Here is a 16,828-nt window from a genome sequence, read left to right on the forward strand (position 1 = left end):
GGAGTGGTAGTTCAGTTGGTTAGAATACCTGCCTGTCACGCAGGGGGTCGCGGGTTCGAGTCCCGTCCATTCCGCCACTATTTTGAAATAGTCACATTTTAATTGTGTTTGTTTCAATTCTTTCTTTTCGAAATGCTGAGAAGATCGTATAAAAGCTAATCTGCTTAGTGGGCGTGTAGCTCAGTTGGGAGAGCGTCGCCCTTACAAGGCGAATGTCGGGAGTTCGAGCCTCTCCACGCCCACCACTTCTTTTATTGTATATATTCATCCTATGTTTTTGTATTTTAAGAACAAAACATGTATATTCTTTATTTTTAGATTAAATTTTGATCAGTTTTTTTCTTTTTTATAGATTAAGCTTTTTATGGTTATTTTTTCTACGTTATAAAAATAAAAGACAAGGATGGTAGTTGGTGAGAAGTGTTGATGGAGCGCTAATAGTATCTTTATGCCCTGACCCTATTATTGGCGTAGATGGTTCTGGGGTGGTTCGGATTTTTAATCCGGCTGCCGAGGCGTTTTTGGGGTATCGCGCTCAGGACGTCGTGGGTTCTTTGAGTATTTCTAAAATCTACCCTAGCTTAGATGATGCTCGGAAGATAAAGAAACTTATATACTCTGACTCTTATGGTGCGCCGGGGTCCATTGAGGGTTTTGAGGCTACCCTGATTTGTAGTGATGGGCGTATTGTGCCAATCCGCTTGTCTGCTGTTGTAGTTGATGAAATTGAAGGAAGTAGTATTGGCTTTTTCCATGATTTAACTGAACGGCATGATTTTGAGCGACAGCTGCAAATTCTTTCGGTTACTGATGAGCTTACAGGTTTATTTAACCAGCGACATTTTTATAGTGTTATGGCTAAAGAGCTGGACCGTGCTAAACGCTATCAGCGCCCTCTGAGTATTATTTGTTTTGATTTAGATGACTTTAAAGGGATTAATGATTCGTTAGGGCATTTGGAGGGTGATCGAGTCCTTCGGACTATAGGTGAGCTCACAAAAGAAACGCTAAGGCAAAATGATATACCTGTTCGCTATGGTGGGGATGAGTTTATGGTGCTTTTGCCTGAAACAGGGATTCATGATGCAGCCCAAACAGCAGAAAGGATTCGAACGATCTTTAATGCTAAATGCCTATATAGTATAGAAAAAGGGGCTTGTGTTAATGCTAAAGTGTCTATGAGTCTTGGTGTGACAGAAACAAATGGGACTGAAAAGCCTGATCAGGTTGTGCAGCGTGCTGATTTGGCTATGTATGAGGCTAAAAGCTCTGGTGGAAACCGAACGGTTTTGATTAAGCAGAACGTTGGGGATCTGGTTCAGGCTGAGCAGGTATAAAGGCGGGTCTCTATCTCAGGTGATGTTATTGCTCTTCTGCATCATCTGAGTAATCCTCATCATCACATTCATCGATGTTTTGATAAAGTAGTTCTTCTGTATAGTCTTCCATTGTTTTCTCCTCTTTTTTAGTTACTTTACGATTTTTTTATGTCTAATTGATGACAAAAGTACTTCAGTTTTATGACTTTGCGTGGTTGTTGTCCTATGTTTGATCAACTCAATGAATTACCTGTTGTTTCATTAAATATGAAGCAAGCTGAGATGCGCGATGTAGGTGTTCATCTATTAAGGTTGGATCAGATAAACCAGCGAGTAAGTGGGAATAAATGGTTTAAGCTGAAATATAACCTTGAGAAAGCTAAAGTTCAGGGGGGCAAAGCCGTACTGAGTTTTGGTGGTGCATATTCAAATCATATTCATGCCTTGGCTTGGGCGGGTCAAGTGTTAGGGATAAAAACCATTGGTATTATTCGAGGAGAGTCGGATTATGCAAGTAATCCTACTTTAACTGATGCTGCGTGTTGGGGAATGGAGCTCCATTTTGTGACACGTGCTGAGTACAAACAACGAAAAGACGCGGATTTTTTACAAGGGTTAAGAGATAGATTTGGTGATCCCTTTATTGTGCCTGAAGGGGGAAGTAATGCTTTAGCAGTCAAAGGGACGGCAGAGATTGTTAATCAATCCCTAATCCAGAAATATGGCATAGATAATATCGTACTTGCATGTGGGACGGGAGGTACCTTAGCGGGCGTCGCCGCATCCCAGCCTAGTGTTAATATAGTCGGTATACCGGTATTGAAAGGTGCTAAATTTTTAAAAGATGATATTTCAATGCTTTTAGAATCAGCCGGTTATTCAGATGTTAATAATTGGGTTTTAGATTACAACGGCCATTTTGGCGGTTATGCTAAAACATCTCCTGAGCTTCTAGCTTTTATTTCTATGATGGATGATGATTATGATCTCCCCTTAGACCAGATTTACACCGGTAAAATGATGCTGCGATTGATAGAGTTAATTGAAGAGGGTTTTTTTACTGAAGGGAGCCAGATTTTAGCATTGCATACAGGGGGACTTCAGGGGTTAAGATCACTTTAATGTTGTAGGGATGCATAGGCTTTATTATAAAAGCGTATTGAAAAAATCAAGAAAAATGAGTTAGATGAAAATATCTATATTTTGGATGTAACCAGCTGATCCGGAGCAAAAATGGATTACTTTCGTAATATCGGCCTTATTGGTCGTTTAGGTAGCAAATCTGTGATTGATACCTTGAAACATATGATCCGTTTTTTAGGGGATCGTGGTCTTAATTGCATATTAGATGAAAAAATTGCTGAAGTGATGCCAGGGCATGGGCAGCAAACCAGTACTCCTAAAATGATGGGAGAGATTTGTGATTTAGTGATTGTCGTTGGCGGTGATGGAAGTTTGCTGGGAGCCGCACGTTCCTTAGCTCAGTACCATGTTCCAGTTTTAGGTGTAAACCGAGGGAATTTGGGTTTTCTTACTGATATAGCTCCTCATGAGATTGAAGAAAAGGTTGCTGAGGTTTTAGAAGGTAAATATACCGTAGATAGCCGCTTTCTACTTGATGTGATTGTAAAAAGAGATGGCGTGCCTATTGGTGAAGCAACCGCATTAAATGACTGTGTGTTACATCCGGGTAAAGCCGCAAGAATGATTGAGTTTGAACTCTATATTGAAGGTCAATTTGTATATACACAAAAATCGGATGGCTTGATAATTTCTACACCTACAGGGTCAACTGCGTATTCTTTGTCTGGTGGTGGACCCATTATGCATCCTAAGCTTGATGCGCTGGTCCTTGTGCCTATGTTTCCTCATACTTTATCTAGTCGACCTATTGTGGTTAATGGTAATAGTGAGCTAAAGCTGGTTATTAGCCCAAATAATAGTGCTTACCCGACTGTGTCTTGTGATGGTCAAAAAGATATTAGTTGTGCGCCTGGCGATACAGTTACAGTGCATAAAAAACCACATAAGTTGAAGTTACTTCATCCTCTTAACTATGACTTTTATAGTACCTGCCGAGAGAAACTTGGTTGGGGTACTAAGCTCGGAGATTAAAGTGACGAGCGAAGTAAAAGGGTATGATCTCATTGGTGATGTGCATGGCTGCTTTTTAAGTTTAGAGCTGCTGCTGAGTAAGCTCGGCTATTCGAAACGTAATGGTGTTTATTCTAATCCTGGGCGCCAAGTTATTTTTTTAGGCGATATTCTTGATCGTGGGCCCCATATTAGGGAATCACTGCACTTAGTTTATGACATGGTTAAAGCGGGTCATGCTCATATAGTTATGGGTAACCATGAATTTAATTACCTAAGTTATGTCACTCGAGGGCGGGAAGGAAGTGGTTTAAGTTATCTACGTGAACATAATCCTCGTCATCACCGCATTGTTGCTGAAACCTTAGAGCAGTTAGCAAACTATCCCGATGAAGAAGAGATGTTTCTACAGTGGATTAGAGAGATGCCGGTCTACTTAGAGTTTGATCGTTTTCGGGTAGTCCATGCGTGCTGGCATCAGAAGCTTATCGACCGTTTTGAAGCTGAATATCCTAATCATGTCATCGATGATCGCTTTCTTCACCGCTCTTCCAAGCGCGGTACTTTTGAATGGGCGTTAATGGATAGGCTTTTGCGGGGAACTCATTTGCGTCTACCTAATGGTGAGGCGATGGTGAGTAAGGATGGTTTTGAACGCCGATTTTTCAGGACCAAATTTTGGACAGAGGAGCCAGAGCTTTATGGTGATGTTGTTTTTCAACCTGATCCGTTGCCTGAGCATATAGCCAGAATGCCCCTGACAGAGCAAGATTATAATGACCTGTTGTACTATGGCCCTGAAGAGAAGATGCTTTTTATTGGTCATTATTGGCGAGAAGGGACTCCCGCACCCATAACATCAAATATCGCTTGTCTAGATTACAGTGCGGTTAAATATGGGAAATTAGTTGCTTACCGTTTAGATAATGAAAAGGTTATTCAGCCCGATAAGTTTATTTTTGTTGATGTCAGAAAAGAGATTGCGGATGAGCCTAATTTCTAATGATTAAAGTATTTACTGTTCCTCTCAACGAAGACCTGACCGAATTCACTCAGTTCCTTTGGCAGTATGAGGTTCCCCATCGGGTTCTTGAGAAAGGTGATTTTCAAGAGTTCTGGGTTGAGCCAAATGTTAACCCTGAAGATATCTTGGCCCTTTATGAGATGTGGAAAAACGGGGGGGGGCTTTCTCAAATGGAGTTTAGGGCTCAACCAACTCCTGTGTTTGAGCACTCGGTGGCTGTACAGCCTAATTTTTTTGTTTTAGCGCAACGGGCTTGGCTTTCAACCTCATTAATTGTGATCAGTATTGTCCTTAGCTTTTTAATTGGTTTTGGGGAAAATTTTGATCTATTAAGATATTTCACTATCACCGAGTTGTTACAAAAGAGTGATGGAATTTATACCAGTGGTCTTATGGGCACTGTTGAGTCAATGGAGTATTGGCGCTTTATTACACCGATTTTTCTGCATTTTAGTGCAGCTCATATCGTCTTCAATGTTCTTTGGATCTGGATTGCAGGCACGCGAATTGAATCTGCACAAGGTCGTTTATCTTTAGTAATGCTTGTGCTTATTTCAGGTGTTACATCTAACTTGGCTCAATATTGGGTCAGTGGCCCGATGTTTGGCGGCCTGTCTGGTGTTGTTTTCGCCTTTCTTGGTTATTGCTGGCTGTGGGATAGGTTATATTCTCCCAAGCTTCGTTTGCCCCCAGCTTTGATGGGATTTATGGTTTTTTGGTTAGCTTTAGGCTACAGCGGTATTCTGAGTAGCGTTGGTTTTGGTTCTATAGCAAATACAGCTCATCTTGCCGGCCTTGTTACAGGCTTAATTTTTGTGCCTCTTGGTAAACGATTGGCGAAAGCCTGAGGAAAGATAGATGGATGCAACTATGTTATCGCTGGATCTTAAGCAGCGTTATGAGCAGCAGGCTGAAAAGGTTGGCACTCTTGTTCCAAATTTAACCGGAGAGTATGTACAAACACCGTTTGGCCAAGTTTGGGTGATGAAGGCGGGAGTTAATGACGCACCGCCTTTATTGTTGCTTCATGGCTTGCATACGAGCGCACCTTTTTGTATCGAGTTTTTTGCTAAGCTGGCTGAAAAATATCATGTTATTTGTCCTGATATTCCTGGCCAGGCTGGTAAAACGCCGGGTATGGCTCCGGTTTCAAGTAATCAGGCTTACGCTATTTGGTTTGAAGGCTTACTTGATAGTTTAAATATAGAGAGCTGTCCTGCGGTTGGATTATCCTTCGGTGGTGCTGTTTTACTTGATCTTGCCACTCGATCACCCAATAGAATAACGATGGCTTCGCTGGTTGTCCCTGCCGGTTTTTTCCGTCCTATTTGGCGCCCACTAAAAAAACTATTTATGCCGTTTTTGAGTTTTAAATTGAATACGGACCAACTACATTTTGATCAGTTGATGAAACCTTTAATGGGTGATAATTGGCCAGAGCTGGAGTCATATTACTTTGCCGTTTTTCAGGCGGGTATCCCCATGACACTCTTGCCACCGGGACCGTTTGAAAAACAAGATTTACAAGCATTTCAGGCACCGGTACAGCTTATTGTTGCTACTGATGATCTCTACTTTGCGCCGAGTAAAGTAGAAAAATGTGCTCGCACTGTTGTACCTAATCTATCTCAAGTTATTGAGATTGAAGATCTACATATGCCGAGTATTAAGAATAGGGAGAGAATTCAAGATCAAGTACTTGAGTTCATGCTGAAAGAAAGCAGGGTGTGATAAACTTTCCCGCTTTCTGATAAACGAGGTTAGTCCTCGTTTTATGTTATCTATGGATGAATTTATGAATTATGAAGAGCTGATTCAGGCGATGACTCCTGATATGCACCAGTCATTAAAACGTGCAGTAGAATTAGGTAAGTGGCCTGATGGACGTAAATTGACCGCCGAGCAACGAGATATTTGTATGCGCGCAGTGATCGCTTATGATTATGAAAATAAGCCAGTCGATGAGCGAGTCGGATTTATTGATCGCACGAAAAAGGATGGTTCTCAGCATGGGAAAGATCCCTTGCAGCCGGACACTATCAAAATCCTTATAGATGATAAAAACTGATGCAGGAAATTGCGTGCGGCGCATTGCAGAAAATGCGTACAGAACTTTCTGACAAGGTTAGTTACTTTTTGCCTGTAGGTGAGCAAGAAGTTGCGATGAACGAACTTATAGGAAAGCCTATACGTCTTCATTACCAAGGTGCTATCAATTGCACTCATTGTGGGCGGAAAACGAATAAGAGCTTTAGCCAGGGTTATTGTTATCCCTGTTTTAAAAGCTTGCCTCAATGTGATCAATGTATTGTTAAACCGGAACTGTGTCATTTTCATGAAGGCAGCTGCCGTGACGAGAGTTGGGGCGAGCAGTTTTGTTTCCAAGATCACTATGTTTATCTGGCTAACTCCTCGGGCGTTAAAGTAGGGATAACCCGTGGCACACAGATTCCTACACGTTGGATGGATCAAGGGGCGGTGCAGGCTTTACCTATTTTCAAAGTCGCTACTCGCCTTCAGTCTGGTAAGGTCGAACGATTATTAGGTGAGCATGTTGCAGATAAAACTAATTGGCGCAAAATGTTGAAAAACGAAGTAGAAAGCTTAGATTTAACAGAAACAAGAGATCTGTTATTTGAAAAGTGCCAAGCGGGTTTGATCGCATTAGAAAATGAATTTGGTTTACAAGCAATACAGCGATTGCCTGAGGCTGAACAGATAGAGATTAATTATCCTGTTTTGAACTATCCGCAAAAGGTTACATCGTTTAATTTTGATAAAACGCCTGAAGTTAGCGGAGTGCTACAAGGGATCAAAGGCCAGTATCTGATTTTAGATACCGGTGTTATTAATATGCGTAAATTTACTGCTTATCAGGTAATGATATCTGCCTGATAACTAAGGTGTTGGAATGTCACAGGAACCTAAAGCGATCTATTTAAAGGACTATAAAGTCCCTGCTTATCTTTTCGAATCCACTGATCTGCGTTTTGAGCTATTTGAAGATGAAGCCTTAGTTCATGCCGTGTTAACTATTAGTAGAAACCCGGCCTGTACCGAGAGTGCTCCCGCTCTAGAGCTTTATGGCCATGAAACAGTGGAGTTAGTGAGCTTATCTATTGATGACGATCTGCTCAGTGATAAGGATTACGTTCGTGAGGGCGAAATGCTTAAGATAGCATCCGTTCCCGATCGCTTCTGTTTAAAGTCGACGACACGTATACACCCTGAATTAAATACCGCATTAGAGGGGTTATATAAGTCTGGTGGTATGTTCTGTACCCAATGTGAGGCGGAAGGCTTTCGCCGAATAACCTTCTTTCCGGATCGTCCCGATGTGATGTCTGTTTTTAGAACGACAGTTGAGGCTGATAAAGCACTCTATCCAGAACTTCTTTCCAATGGTAACCCTGTAGCGCAAGGGTTAGCAGAGAATAATCGTCACTGGGTGACATGGGAAGATCCGTTCCCTAAACCGGCTTACCTTTTTGCTTTAGTTGCAGGGGATCTGCAGCATATTGAGGATTGCTTTACGACTATGTCTGGTCGTGAAGTGAAGCTGCGAATCTTTGCTGAAGAGAAGGACCTAGATAAACTCGACTATGCCATGCTTTCGCTAAAAAATGCGATGAAATGGGATGAAGAGGTTTACGGCCGTGAATATGATCTTGATATCTATATGATTGTTGCGGTCGATTTCTTCAATATGGGCGCAATGGAGAACAAAGGCCTCAACATTTTCAATACCTCATGTGTGTTGGCTAATGCGGCCACCACTACAGACGGTGGTTTTCAGCGTGTCGAAGCGGTGGTTGCCCATGAATACTTCCATAACTGGTCGGGTAACCGTGTTACTTGTCGTGATTGGTTTCAGCTTAGTTTAAAAGAGGGTTTCACTGTATTTCGCGATGCAGAGTTTTCTGCGGATATGAACTCGCGTACCGTTAAACGTGTTGAAGATGTCAGTCTGCTCAGAACTGCTCAGTTTGCTGAAGATGCGGGCCCTATGGCTCACCCCATTCGACCAGAATCTTTTATTGAGATATCTAACTTCTATACCCTAACTATTTATGAAAAAGGGGCTGAAGTGGTGCGAATGGTGCGTACATTATTAGGTGAAGCTCTTTTCCGAAAAGGGTCTGATCTCTATTTTGAACGCCATGATGGGCAAGCGGTTACCACTGAAGACTTTATTCAAGCTATGGAAGATGCGTCAGGAAAAGATCTCTCCCAGTTTAGAGCTTGGTATCATCAAGCGGGTACGCCAGAGCTGCATATTACTGATGAGTATAATTCTGCGACAGGAGAGTATGTACTGAATGTTAAACAGAGCTGCCCACCAAGCCCCGGTCAAGAGAAGAAATCAGCTTTCCATATTCCACTGGCAATGGGGTTATTAGATGAAAGTGGTCAAGGGATTGAGTTACCTAATGGTGAGATGACGCAAATTCTTAATGTAACTGAGTTTGAGCAGTCATTTACCTTTGGTGGTCTAGCCGCTAAACCTGTTCCTTCTCTCTTACGTGGGTTCTCGGCACCAGTGAAGCTCTTCTATCCATATCAGCGTGATGAGCTAATGTTTTTAATGGCTCATGACACAGATGGTTTCTGCCGTTGGGATGCGGCGCAAAAGCTTGCTGTTGATATTATGCAGGCGCTTATCGCCGACTATCATCCAGATAAAACTATGCAGCTGGATGATCGTTTAGTCTCCGCATTCCGCAGTGTTCTCGATGCTGAAGGGTTAGATAAAGCGATGGTTAGTAAAGTGTTGACCTTACCATCGGAAGCTTACCTTTCTGAGCTGGCTGACAGTGTTGATGTGGATGCGATTTATGCTGTTCGTAAGTTTGTTCGCTATTCCATAGCTGAGCAGCTAGAAGATAAACTACGCTCGGTATACCGAGAGAATGATCTTGATATTGCCTACACTCCCGATGCAGATTCTGTCGCGCGTCGAAGTCTTAAAAACTTATGCCTCTCTTATCTAATGAGCCTAGAAACTGAAGAAAGCCTTCAGTTAGCCAAAGCTCAATATGAAAAAGCAGATAATATGACTGATATGCAAGTGGCCTTAGTTTTGGTTGCCCATTCATCTTTTAGGGATGCGGGGCGTGCACTGCTGGTTGATTTCTATGAGCGCTGGAAGTCGGAAAGCTTAGTGGTTAACTTATGGTTATCGATTCAAGCATCGGACCCTCATCAAGGTGCTTTAGCTCGCGTGCTTGAGCTAATGGAACATCCGGCTTTTGATCGTAAGAATCCAAATAAACTTCGTTCTGTTATTTCTGTTTTTTGTGCACAGAATAGCCTTCATTTTCATGCGTTGGATGGTAGTGGTTATCGCTTTTTAGCTGAACGTATTATTGAGCTTAATAGCCAAAACCCTCAAATAGCGGCAAGAATGCTAACACCACTAACACGTTGGAAAAAATTCTCTGTTGCTAGACAAGAGCTAATGAAGGCTGAGTTGGAGCGAATTAGAGATAGTGGCGACCTATCAAAAGATGTTTTTGAAGTTGTTAGTAAAAGTTTAGTGTAAAAATTTGAATATTCTCCGTCAGCTGGGGGGACGTATGGTTTTCCCTCGGCTATACTCGCTGAGGAGTGTATGCCAAATTTTATATTTGGATTTGGTTTTAAATGAAAATAATAAAATATACGTATGACTAAGGATGCAATATGTCACAGTTATTGTCTGCGGAAGATAAGTTCGATATTCAACAAAATTTCAGACGTTACATGCGATTGAAAGATAGTCATGAATTGGCTAACGATACTTACAAAACGGCTAAAGCGAATCGGATATGGATAGCGGGTATTATTCTGCTTCTTTTTGCACTGTCATCGGAGTTCTTTTTAGGGGCCGCTGCTGGCCTTTTTGGAGTGTATTTTTATAATTTAGTCATGAGTTGGCTTGATGTTAATTCCAGTGATGAAAGTATTGAAGAGCTTGATCGTTGGTTCGCAACAAAGCGCTTAAAGTTTGAAGGGCGGATTTTATATTTTAATAATGATGAGTTATTAGAAAACCCGCTCGATCCATTTAATGAAGCTAGCTTCTCAACTGCCGAAGAATAGTCTTCTATAGAATATTTTATAATTAAGTGCCGAAATGTTAATTCCTTTCGGCATTTTTATGTGAGCATGAATTTAAAATGGTTAGTCTAGCGCATAAGCGTTATTGGATTTTTGATCTTGATGGCACCCTAACTAAGCCTGTGCATGACTTTGTACATATTCGCAATGAATTAGGCTTGGCGCCGAATACCGATATTCTTTCTGCTATAGCCCTCCAGCCTGAAGAGAAAAGGCGCACAATGTTAACGCATTTAGATGAGCTTGAGCGTTATTATGCTGCACAAGCACAACCAGCGGAGGGTGCCGTTGAGTTATTAACTAAGCTTGATAAAAAAGGATGCTGTTTAGGTATTTTGACACGGAATGCTCATGAATTTGCTCTTTTATCTTTGCAGGCTATTGGCGCCGCAGATTTTTTTGCTAGCAAAGATATTTTAGGACGAGATGAAGCGAAACCTAAACCTTCACCTGAAGGTATAAATATTCTTTTAAATCAGTGGGCTGGGGATAATGAAGAAGCGGTAATGGTCGGGGACTTTCATTTTGACCTTCTTTCTGGGCGTGCGGCTTCAGTAACAACGGTTCATGTTGATATGGCTGATCGCCATTGGCCTGAAGAGACGGATGTTAGAGTAAAAAATTTATTTGAGCTATTTTATCGGCTTGATGAATAAGTTGGCCTAGCGTTTGCTTTAAGATAAGTGAGGAAAGCGTTTGCTTTTACTCTTGGCCTAAGCATTAGTGATATCTATCCAGATTATTTTTAATGCAACTTTTGAGACCAAAGTGTTTTTCACTTTGGTCTTTTTTTATCTAAACGAATCTAGCCTGTCGTTTTATTTCCCACTCACCGGTTTGATGTTAGTCATCCGGAGCTACATCAGTGTTGCGCTGCAATATTTTTCTATCTAACCTCGTCTAAATTGATCTTTATCATGCGCACTTGCTCGTTTTCTCTATATTTTATTTATAGTGATCGGCTTTTATGTACCCAAAGATAATACAAGTTGTATGTTCATTTCAGTTTCCTGAGTTGCGTATTACCACGTTTTGTGAGGAGCTTTACTTATGACAATACTTACTGAGTTACATCAAGACCATGTGAATCTTAATAAGTTGCTCGTTATATTAGGACTTAAGATAGACAAACTTAGAGCGGGTGACTCGCCTAATTTTAATTTGATGGCAGATGTTATCAATTATATCGCTTCTTATGCTGATGGTTATCATCATCCGAGAGAAGATAAGCTCTATGACTACTTCTCCGGGCGCTCCGAAGCATTAGACACGCATTTGTTGCACTGTGCTGTAGAGCATCAGAAACTTAAAGCGTCCAGTATTCAGCTTATAGAGGCCATTGATGGGGTCCTTCATGATGCTGTTATGCCTATGACTGAGTTTGTTAATCTCTTAGATGGGTTTGTGATTTTACAAACGGCTCATCTGGATTCTGAAGAGGGGTATCTGTTCCCACTTATTCAAGGTGTAGCTTCTGAGGAAGATTGGGCAATTATTGATGGGTTATTACCGCAAGAGAGTGACCCGCTATTTGGAGAGAATAAAGCAACAGAGTATATAGATATTTATCGTGAACTTATTGTCGATATGAATAAGGCTTAGGTTGAATTTAGCCTTGATCAATTTGGTTATGTGGTGATTCAAGGTCTGGAAATGGCATAAATGAAACTTGGTTTCGGCCAGCGTCTTTTGAACTATAAACAGCTTTGTCTGCGGCTTGGATCAGTTGATAGGCAATATCGTCTAGTTTTACCGATGGGTTTTTCTCAGGATGACATAAAGATACGCCTATAGATGTTGTCATCCTGAAAGGCCTAGATAGTTCGTCACGAAAAATCAGATTAGCTAATTTCTTTCTAAGCGTTTCAGCTATGCTTAAAGCGCGGTCTTTGTCGCAGTTCGGCAATAATATGGCAAATTCTTCACCACCATACCGAGCAACGGTATCTGTTTTACGCAGCTGCTTATTGAGAAACAAGCCTATTGTGCGTAGTACTCTATCGCCTGTTTGGTGTCCGTAAGTATCATTCACCGTTTTAAAGTGGTCTAGATCAATAAATAAACAAGCTAAAGAGTGTGCCGATCGGCTAGCTCGAGATAATTCACGAACAATCTCTTCTTCAAATGAACGGCGATTATGAACTTTCGTCAGCATATCAATACTGCTGAGTCGGTGGAGGTTTTCTTGGTTAATGCAGTTTTCTATACATACGGATACCACAGAGGCTAAGTGTTGAATATAATCATATCTCACATGCTCCGTGTATCGGCTAGCGTCGCAGCTCCCTAAGTGAAGGCTACCTATTAAGCAGTTGTGTCTAACTAAAGGTAATAAAGCGCAAGATTCTACTGGGCTATCTGCGACAGGGAAGGCTTCAGCTTTTAGGGAGGGGCTAAGTGTTCCTACAATCATCCCTTGATTAGGGTAAATTGATTTTAACAGTCGTTGGCTTTGGACAAACCTTAAGGTATTACCTGTTGCCGGAGGTACATATTCATTCAGTAAACTACGTGCCGCATGTTCAGGGTCAAATAAGATCAGATTGACACTGCTTAGTCGGAAGAGCGCTTTAAAATCAACCAAGATAAGATCTAATAATTCAGACAAGCGTCCACAAGAAAGTAAGCGAAGCTCCACTTCAAAAAAACTATTCAGAACCGACTCATTTTGTTCTGCTTTATTGATCATCAGTCGCAGGGTACGTTTGAGTTCCTGATTCTCTTTTTCTAATGGATCCAGCCCCATCTTATTTCCTTTTAAGACATGTGCATAATGTATCGGCCAACTCTAAGATCAATGCAGCTTTTTTTACTAATTTAGTGCGATTAAAATGTGATTAATCAATGTGCGTTAACGGTTGCCTAAATATTGTTCTACAGTGTCCACAACCGCTTGGGTATGGGCATCAATTTCCATATTAACCTTATCTCCTTTTTCAAGATTACCAAAGGTCGTTATTGATAAAGTTTCAGGGATAAGAAATACATTAAACTGATCCTCTAAAACTTCGCCGATGGTCAGGCTACAGCCGTTAAGCGCAACAAAGCCTTTTGGAAATATATACTTTCGCCACTCGGGAGTAATGTTAAACCAAAGAATCCAGTTGTTTTCTGGCTTTTCAATACGATTGATTGAAACCTGTTGATGGACATGCCCAGATAATAAGTGCCCACCTATTTCGTCACCAAACTTTGCAGCTCTTTCAAAATTAACCAAATCCCCTAGGTTTATTTCGCTAAGGTTAGTGACGCGTAAGGTTTCCATAATGAGATCAAAACTGACAATATTTTCTTTAAACGAAGTGACCGTAAGGCAGGTGCCATTGAGCGCAATACTTGCGCCTAATTGGATATCTTTGCAATGTTGTGGGGGAAGCTCTACCTTTAGATGTATAAAATCTGCTTTTTTCTCGAGGGCGCGGATGACCCCTTTGCCTTGCACTATGCCTGTAAACATTTGAGTACTCTTAAAAATTAACTCATAAGACTGCTAATCTAAACAATGCTTAGCATCGTATCAATATTGTAGGCTGAGTGCAGCGCTTATTATTGCAGGATTAAAAGGAGCTCCCATGAAAATATTGATTACCGGAGGCACTGGCTTTATCGGCCAGCACTTCATCCGTAGACGCTTAGCTGTTAATGATGAAATTTACTGTTTAACTCGAGATCAAGATAGAGCCCAGCATCTATTTCAAGGGACGGTTGAGGTTATTAGCGCTTTGTCAGAGTTGGAGGGAATTCCTCTTGATGCGGTGATCAATCTAGCGGGAGAACCTATTTTAGATAAGCGTTGGTCGAAAGAGCGTAAAGAGCTGCTTTATAGCAGTCGAGTGGAGCTAACAAATGATATTGTTAAGTGGTTGGCTCAACTATCAGTTAAGCCCAAGGTGCTAATAAGTGGGTCGGCTATTGGTTATTACGGCAGTCAATTAGATGAAGAGTTAGGCGAGGAAAGCCCATGCAATTCGGGCTTTACTCATCAGTTGTGTTTAGCGTGGGAGAACGCCGCATTGCAGGCTGAGCGCTTAGGTATCCGAGTGTGCTTGTTACGTACAGGCATAGTTTTAGGGGAGGGTGGCGCTTTAGCTAAAATGGAAATGCCGTTTAAATTGGGTTTAGGTGGTGCTATAGGTGCTGGAAAGCAATGGATGTCATGGATACATATTGATGATCAGATTGAAATTATTGAGATGTTGTTAACGCATGAGCAATTTTCTGGAGCGTTTAATTTAACAGCCCCTGAGACGGTAACAAATAAAGAGTTTAGCTCTACTTTAGGCCATGTTTTGCATCGCCCTACAGTTTTGCCTATGCCTGTATGTATTCTGAAGCTTATTTTAGGAGAAGGTGCTGAGTTGTTAACTGAGGGGCAGCGTGTAGTGCCGAAAAATCTTTTAGATAGCGGTTATAAATTTAACTATCCTAAATTGGAGCAGGCATTAGCATCTATTTATCGTAATTGAGTTAAGGGTTTTGATAGCTCAGATGGTTATCGCCAGCTTGCATATCGAGTCTTTTTTGTTGTCGTTTCCGGAGTTTGTCTATAGCGTCAAGTAGTAGGTCTCCTCGCCATAACTCAGGACTTTCACTATATAAATGTTGCTCTAAATCCACTATAAGAAAGTTGAGAGTTTGGTTCTTGGCGTTCTCGCAGACCTGTTCTAGCGAGAGTAGTAGTGGGTCGTTCCAAAAACTTTGTGCCCATTCAATTAATCGTAATTGCGTTATGGCTGGATTGTTCTGGTTACAGGCCATAGATAAGGCTTGAAAGGTATTTCTTTCTGCTATTTCAGTTGCAACCTGTTTGCGCATTGTCTGTTCTTGAGCGAGTTGTTCTTCGTTGTGTTTAGAGATGTTTTGTAATAGTCGTAGTTTATTAAAAGAGTAAATCCAGCCTAATACCGACACTATACTGATAGCAGTAAGTAACCAGATAAGTAGCTCAGAAGTATCTTTAGGTCGATCCCCTTCATTATTAATAGAGTCATTACTTTGTAGCTCGTTTGATACTTTAGGCTTTGCTTGAATACTTGTAGAAATTACTTTTGATGCCAGGCTTGCGGTTTGACCTTGATCAGTTTGAGTGTTCCACCAAGGAATATCGATTGCAGGTAGTGTTACCTCACCTGTTTCTAAGGGGGTAATGAGGAGCTCTTCTGTGCGTTGACTGACTACCCCATGCTCTGTCATCTGCTCTTCTAATACGACATTGAGTAATTTTATATCGGCTAATTCATTTTTGAGAACAGATAATGAAGGTAGAGCTGATGCAGGTATACCCTCAGCTTCCATAGAGATAATCCGAGTGAAGCTATCACCTACTGCAATATGATTAAGGTCGGGCACATTATCTTCAAGATGAACACTCTGTGCTGGAAGCCAAAGAGTATTACTGCTGCTAAAAGTAGGAGGTAGTACAGAAATAATTTGAGGAGGGCTGTTTAGCTCTAATAGATTACCGTTTGTTAATGTTGCGCTTAAAAATAAAGGGGAAATTTCAATGCTTCCCTCTTCTCTAGGAAATATAGCGTAATTATTTTCGGTCACGGTGTAGCGTTGGCCACTCACAACAGTCGAATACTTTTTCTGTTCTTCCAATGGTTTGATTAAAGCATCGATAGATTCAGGTTGGCTCAAATTCATATTGTCAGGAAGAGGCGATAGGTGAAATATCCGAGCACTGAGAATCACTTGAGCATTGATATAAGCTTCATCTTTATCAAGTTCAACGTCTAAATAGATTGGCCGTAATGCACCCTCGCTAGGATGAGGGTTTTGCTCAGCAGGTAACACGAATAGAGAAACTTCAGGGCTAATTTCGGTCCCGACTTTTATGGGTGGGATTATCTTCTCTCCATCTCCAATAGGACGTAGTGAAAGGACCCAGCGATTTTTTGTGATGATGGTATTTGTGCTATGGCTAGACAGGGTGACCTGTTTTGTACTTAAAAGCACATAATCTTTTTGTAATGCACGAAGGTCTGGACGGTCTTGATTCGTTTGATCGGTTTCTATTGTTAGCGTTAGCTTTTCACCTTGATAAATGGTGGACTGATCTAGTTTAGCGGTAACTGCAGCGTGTATAGAAAATGATACAAAAAATAAGACGCTTAACAGTTTTGTTGGGTGAATTAGCAACACAAAGTCCTTTGTTAATACTTCAAAGGTGCAGATCTAAAACCTTAACACGTTATTAATAAATCCCATATTTTCTTGATTATGAGTAATGTTAGTGGCCATAGCAATGATTCTTGAAGGAGAAACATTTTTTTTACGACTACAGTAGGTT

The 16,828-nt window shown here is 41.2% G+C and carries 16 protein-coding genes and 2 tRNA genes; 15 read left to right on the forward strand and 3 right to left on the reverse strand.

What is annotated here, in order from left to right:
• From A3774_RS10440 to A3774_RS10505, 14 genes are all read left to right on the forward strand, one after another.
• Window positions 1-77 (forward strand) — tRNA-Asp (locus A3774_RS10440).
• Between the two features lie 92 nt (window positions 78-169).
• Window positions 170-245, forward strand: a tRNA-Val gene (locus A3774_RS10445).
• Between the two features lie 168 nt (window positions 246-413).
• A complete protein-coding gene (locus A3774_RS10450; RefSeq protein WP_067866958.1) occupies window positions 414-1,337 on the forward strand; it encodes a sensor domain-containing diguanylate cyclase in 924 nt (307 codons plus the stop codon).
• A gap of 207 nt (window positions 1,338-1,544) precedes the next feature.
• Window positions 1,545-2,441 carry a 1-aminocyclopropane-1-carboxylate deaminase/D-cysteine desulfhydrase gene (locus A3774_RS10455; protein ID WP_067866960.1) on the forward strand — a complete coding sequence of 299 codons (897 nt, stop codon included), beginning with the start codon at window positions 1,545-1,547 and terminating at the stop codon, window positions 2,439-2,441.
• 111 nt (window positions 2,442-2,552) lie between these two features.
• A complete protein-coding gene (locus A3774_RS10460) occupies window positions 2,553-3,434 on the forward strand; it encodes an NAD(+) kinase (protein ID WP_067866962.1) in 882 nt (293 codons plus the stop codon).
• Complete coding sequence (locus tag A3774_RS10465; protein WP_231867969.1) at window positions 3,430-4,416, forward strand: metallophosphoesterase; 987 nt, start codon at window positions 3,430-3,432, stop codon at window positions 4,414-4,416. The genes A3774_RS10460 and A3774_RS10465 overlap by 5 nt, the downstream gene beginning before the upstream one ends.
• Window positions 4,416-5,285, forward strand: coding sequence for a rhomboid family intramembrane serine protease (locus A3774_RS10470; protein ID WP_067866966.1), 870 nt, complete (start codon window positions 4,416-4,418; stop codon window positions 5,283-5,285). The genes A3774_RS10465 and A3774_RS10470 overlap by 1 nt, the downstream gene beginning before the upstream one ends.
• 10 nt (window positions 5,286-5,295) lie before the next feature.
• Window positions 5,296-6,168 (forward strand): alpha/beta fold hydrolase, encoded by an 873-nt coding sequence (locus tag A3774_RS10475; RefSeq protein WP_067866968.1) that lies wholly within the window; start codon window positions 5,296-5,298, stop codon window positions 6,166-6,168.
• Window positions 6,169-6,232: 64 nt separating this feature from the next.
• Window positions 6,233-6,505 carry a YeaC family protein gene (locus A3774_RS10480; RefSeq protein WP_067867084.1) on the forward strand — a complete coding sequence of 91 codons (273 nt, stop codon included), beginning with the start codon at window positions 6,233-6,235 and terminating at the stop codon, window positions 6,503-6,505.
• Window positions 6,505-7,332: a DUF2797 domain-containing protein gene (locus A3774_RS10485; protein ID WP_067866970.1), complete on the forward strand. Its 828-nt coding sequence runs from the start codon at window positions 6,505-6,507 to the stop codon at window positions 7,330-7,332. Before A3774_RS10480 ends, A3774_RS10485 begins: the two co-directional genes overlap by 1 nt.
• Before the next feature lie 16 nt (window positions 7,333-7,348).
• Window positions 7,349-9,979 carry an aminopeptidase N gene (pepN, locus tag A3774_RS10490; RefSeq protein ID WP_067866971.1) on the forward strand — a complete coding sequence of 877 codons (2,631 nt, stop codon included), beginning with the start codon at window positions 7,349-7,351 and terminating at the stop codon, window positions 9,977-9,979.
• A gap of 140 nt (window positions 9,980-10,119) precedes the next feature.
• Entirely contained in the window at window positions 10,120-10,518 is a 399-nt protein-coding gene (locus A3774_RS10495; RefSeq protein ID WP_067866973.1) for a hypothetical protein, read from the forward strand.
• Between the two features lie 77 nt (window positions 10,519-10,595).
• A complete protein-coding gene (locus A3774_RS10500; RefSeq protein WP_067866975.1) occupies window positions 10,596-11,192 on the forward strand; it encodes an HAD family hydrolase in 597 nt (198 codons plus the stop codon).
• A gap of 394 nt (window positions 11,193-11,586) precedes the next feature.
• Window positions 11,587-12,138 carry a hemerythrin domain-containing protein gene (locus A3774_RS10505; RefSeq protein WP_067866977.1) on the forward strand — a complete coding sequence of 184 codons (552 nt, stop codon included), beginning with the start codon at window positions 11,587-11,589 and terminating at the stop codon, window positions 12,136-12,138.
• Between the two features lie 7 nt (window positions 12,139-12,145).
• Here A3774_RS10505 and A3774_RS10510 read toward each other — a convergent pair whose 3' ends face one another.
• Both A3774_RS10510 and A3774_RS10515 read right to left on the reverse strand, forming a co-directional pair.
• Window positions 12,146-13,282 carry a sensor domain-containing diguanylate cyclase gene (locus tag A3774_RS10510; protein WP_067866979.1) on the reverse strand — a complete coding sequence of 379 codons (1,137 nt, stop codon included), beginning with the start codon at window positions 13,280-13,282 and terminating at the stop codon, window positions 12,146-12,148.
• A gap of 105 nt (window positions 13,283-13,387) precedes the next feature.
• Window positions 13,388-13,993: a riboflavin synthase gene (locus A3774_RS10515; protein WP_067866981.1), complete on the reverse strand. Its 606-nt coding sequence runs from the start codon at window positions 13,991-13,993 to the stop codon at window positions 13,388-13,390.
• Between the two features lie 115 nt (window positions 13,994-14,108).
• Here A3774_RS10515 and A3774_RS10520 point away from each other — a divergent pair, with 115 nt between their 5' ends.
• Entirely contained in the window at window positions 14,109-15,002 is an 894-nt protein-coding gene (locus tag A3774_RS10520; RefSeq protein WP_067866983.1) for a TIGR01777 family oxidoreductase, read from the forward strand.
• A gap of 1 nt (window position 15,003) precedes the next feature.
• Here A3774_RS10520 and A3774_RS10525 read toward each other — a convergent pair whose 3' ends face one another.
• The gene (locus A3774_RS10525) at window positions 15,004-16,677 is read right to left on the reverse strand and encodes a BatD family protein (RefSeq protein WP_197468055.1); all 1,674 of its coding nucleotides are present in this window, start codon (window positions 16,675-16,677) and stop codon (window positions 15,004-15,006) included.
• Window positions 16,678-16,828 lie beyond the last annotated feature (151 nt).

It is taken from the genome of Neptuniibacter marinus (genome assembly GCF_001597725.1).
Lineage (GTDB): Bacteria > Pseudomonadota > Gammaproteobacteria > Pseudomonadales > Balneatricaceae > Neptuniibacter > Neptuniibacter marinus.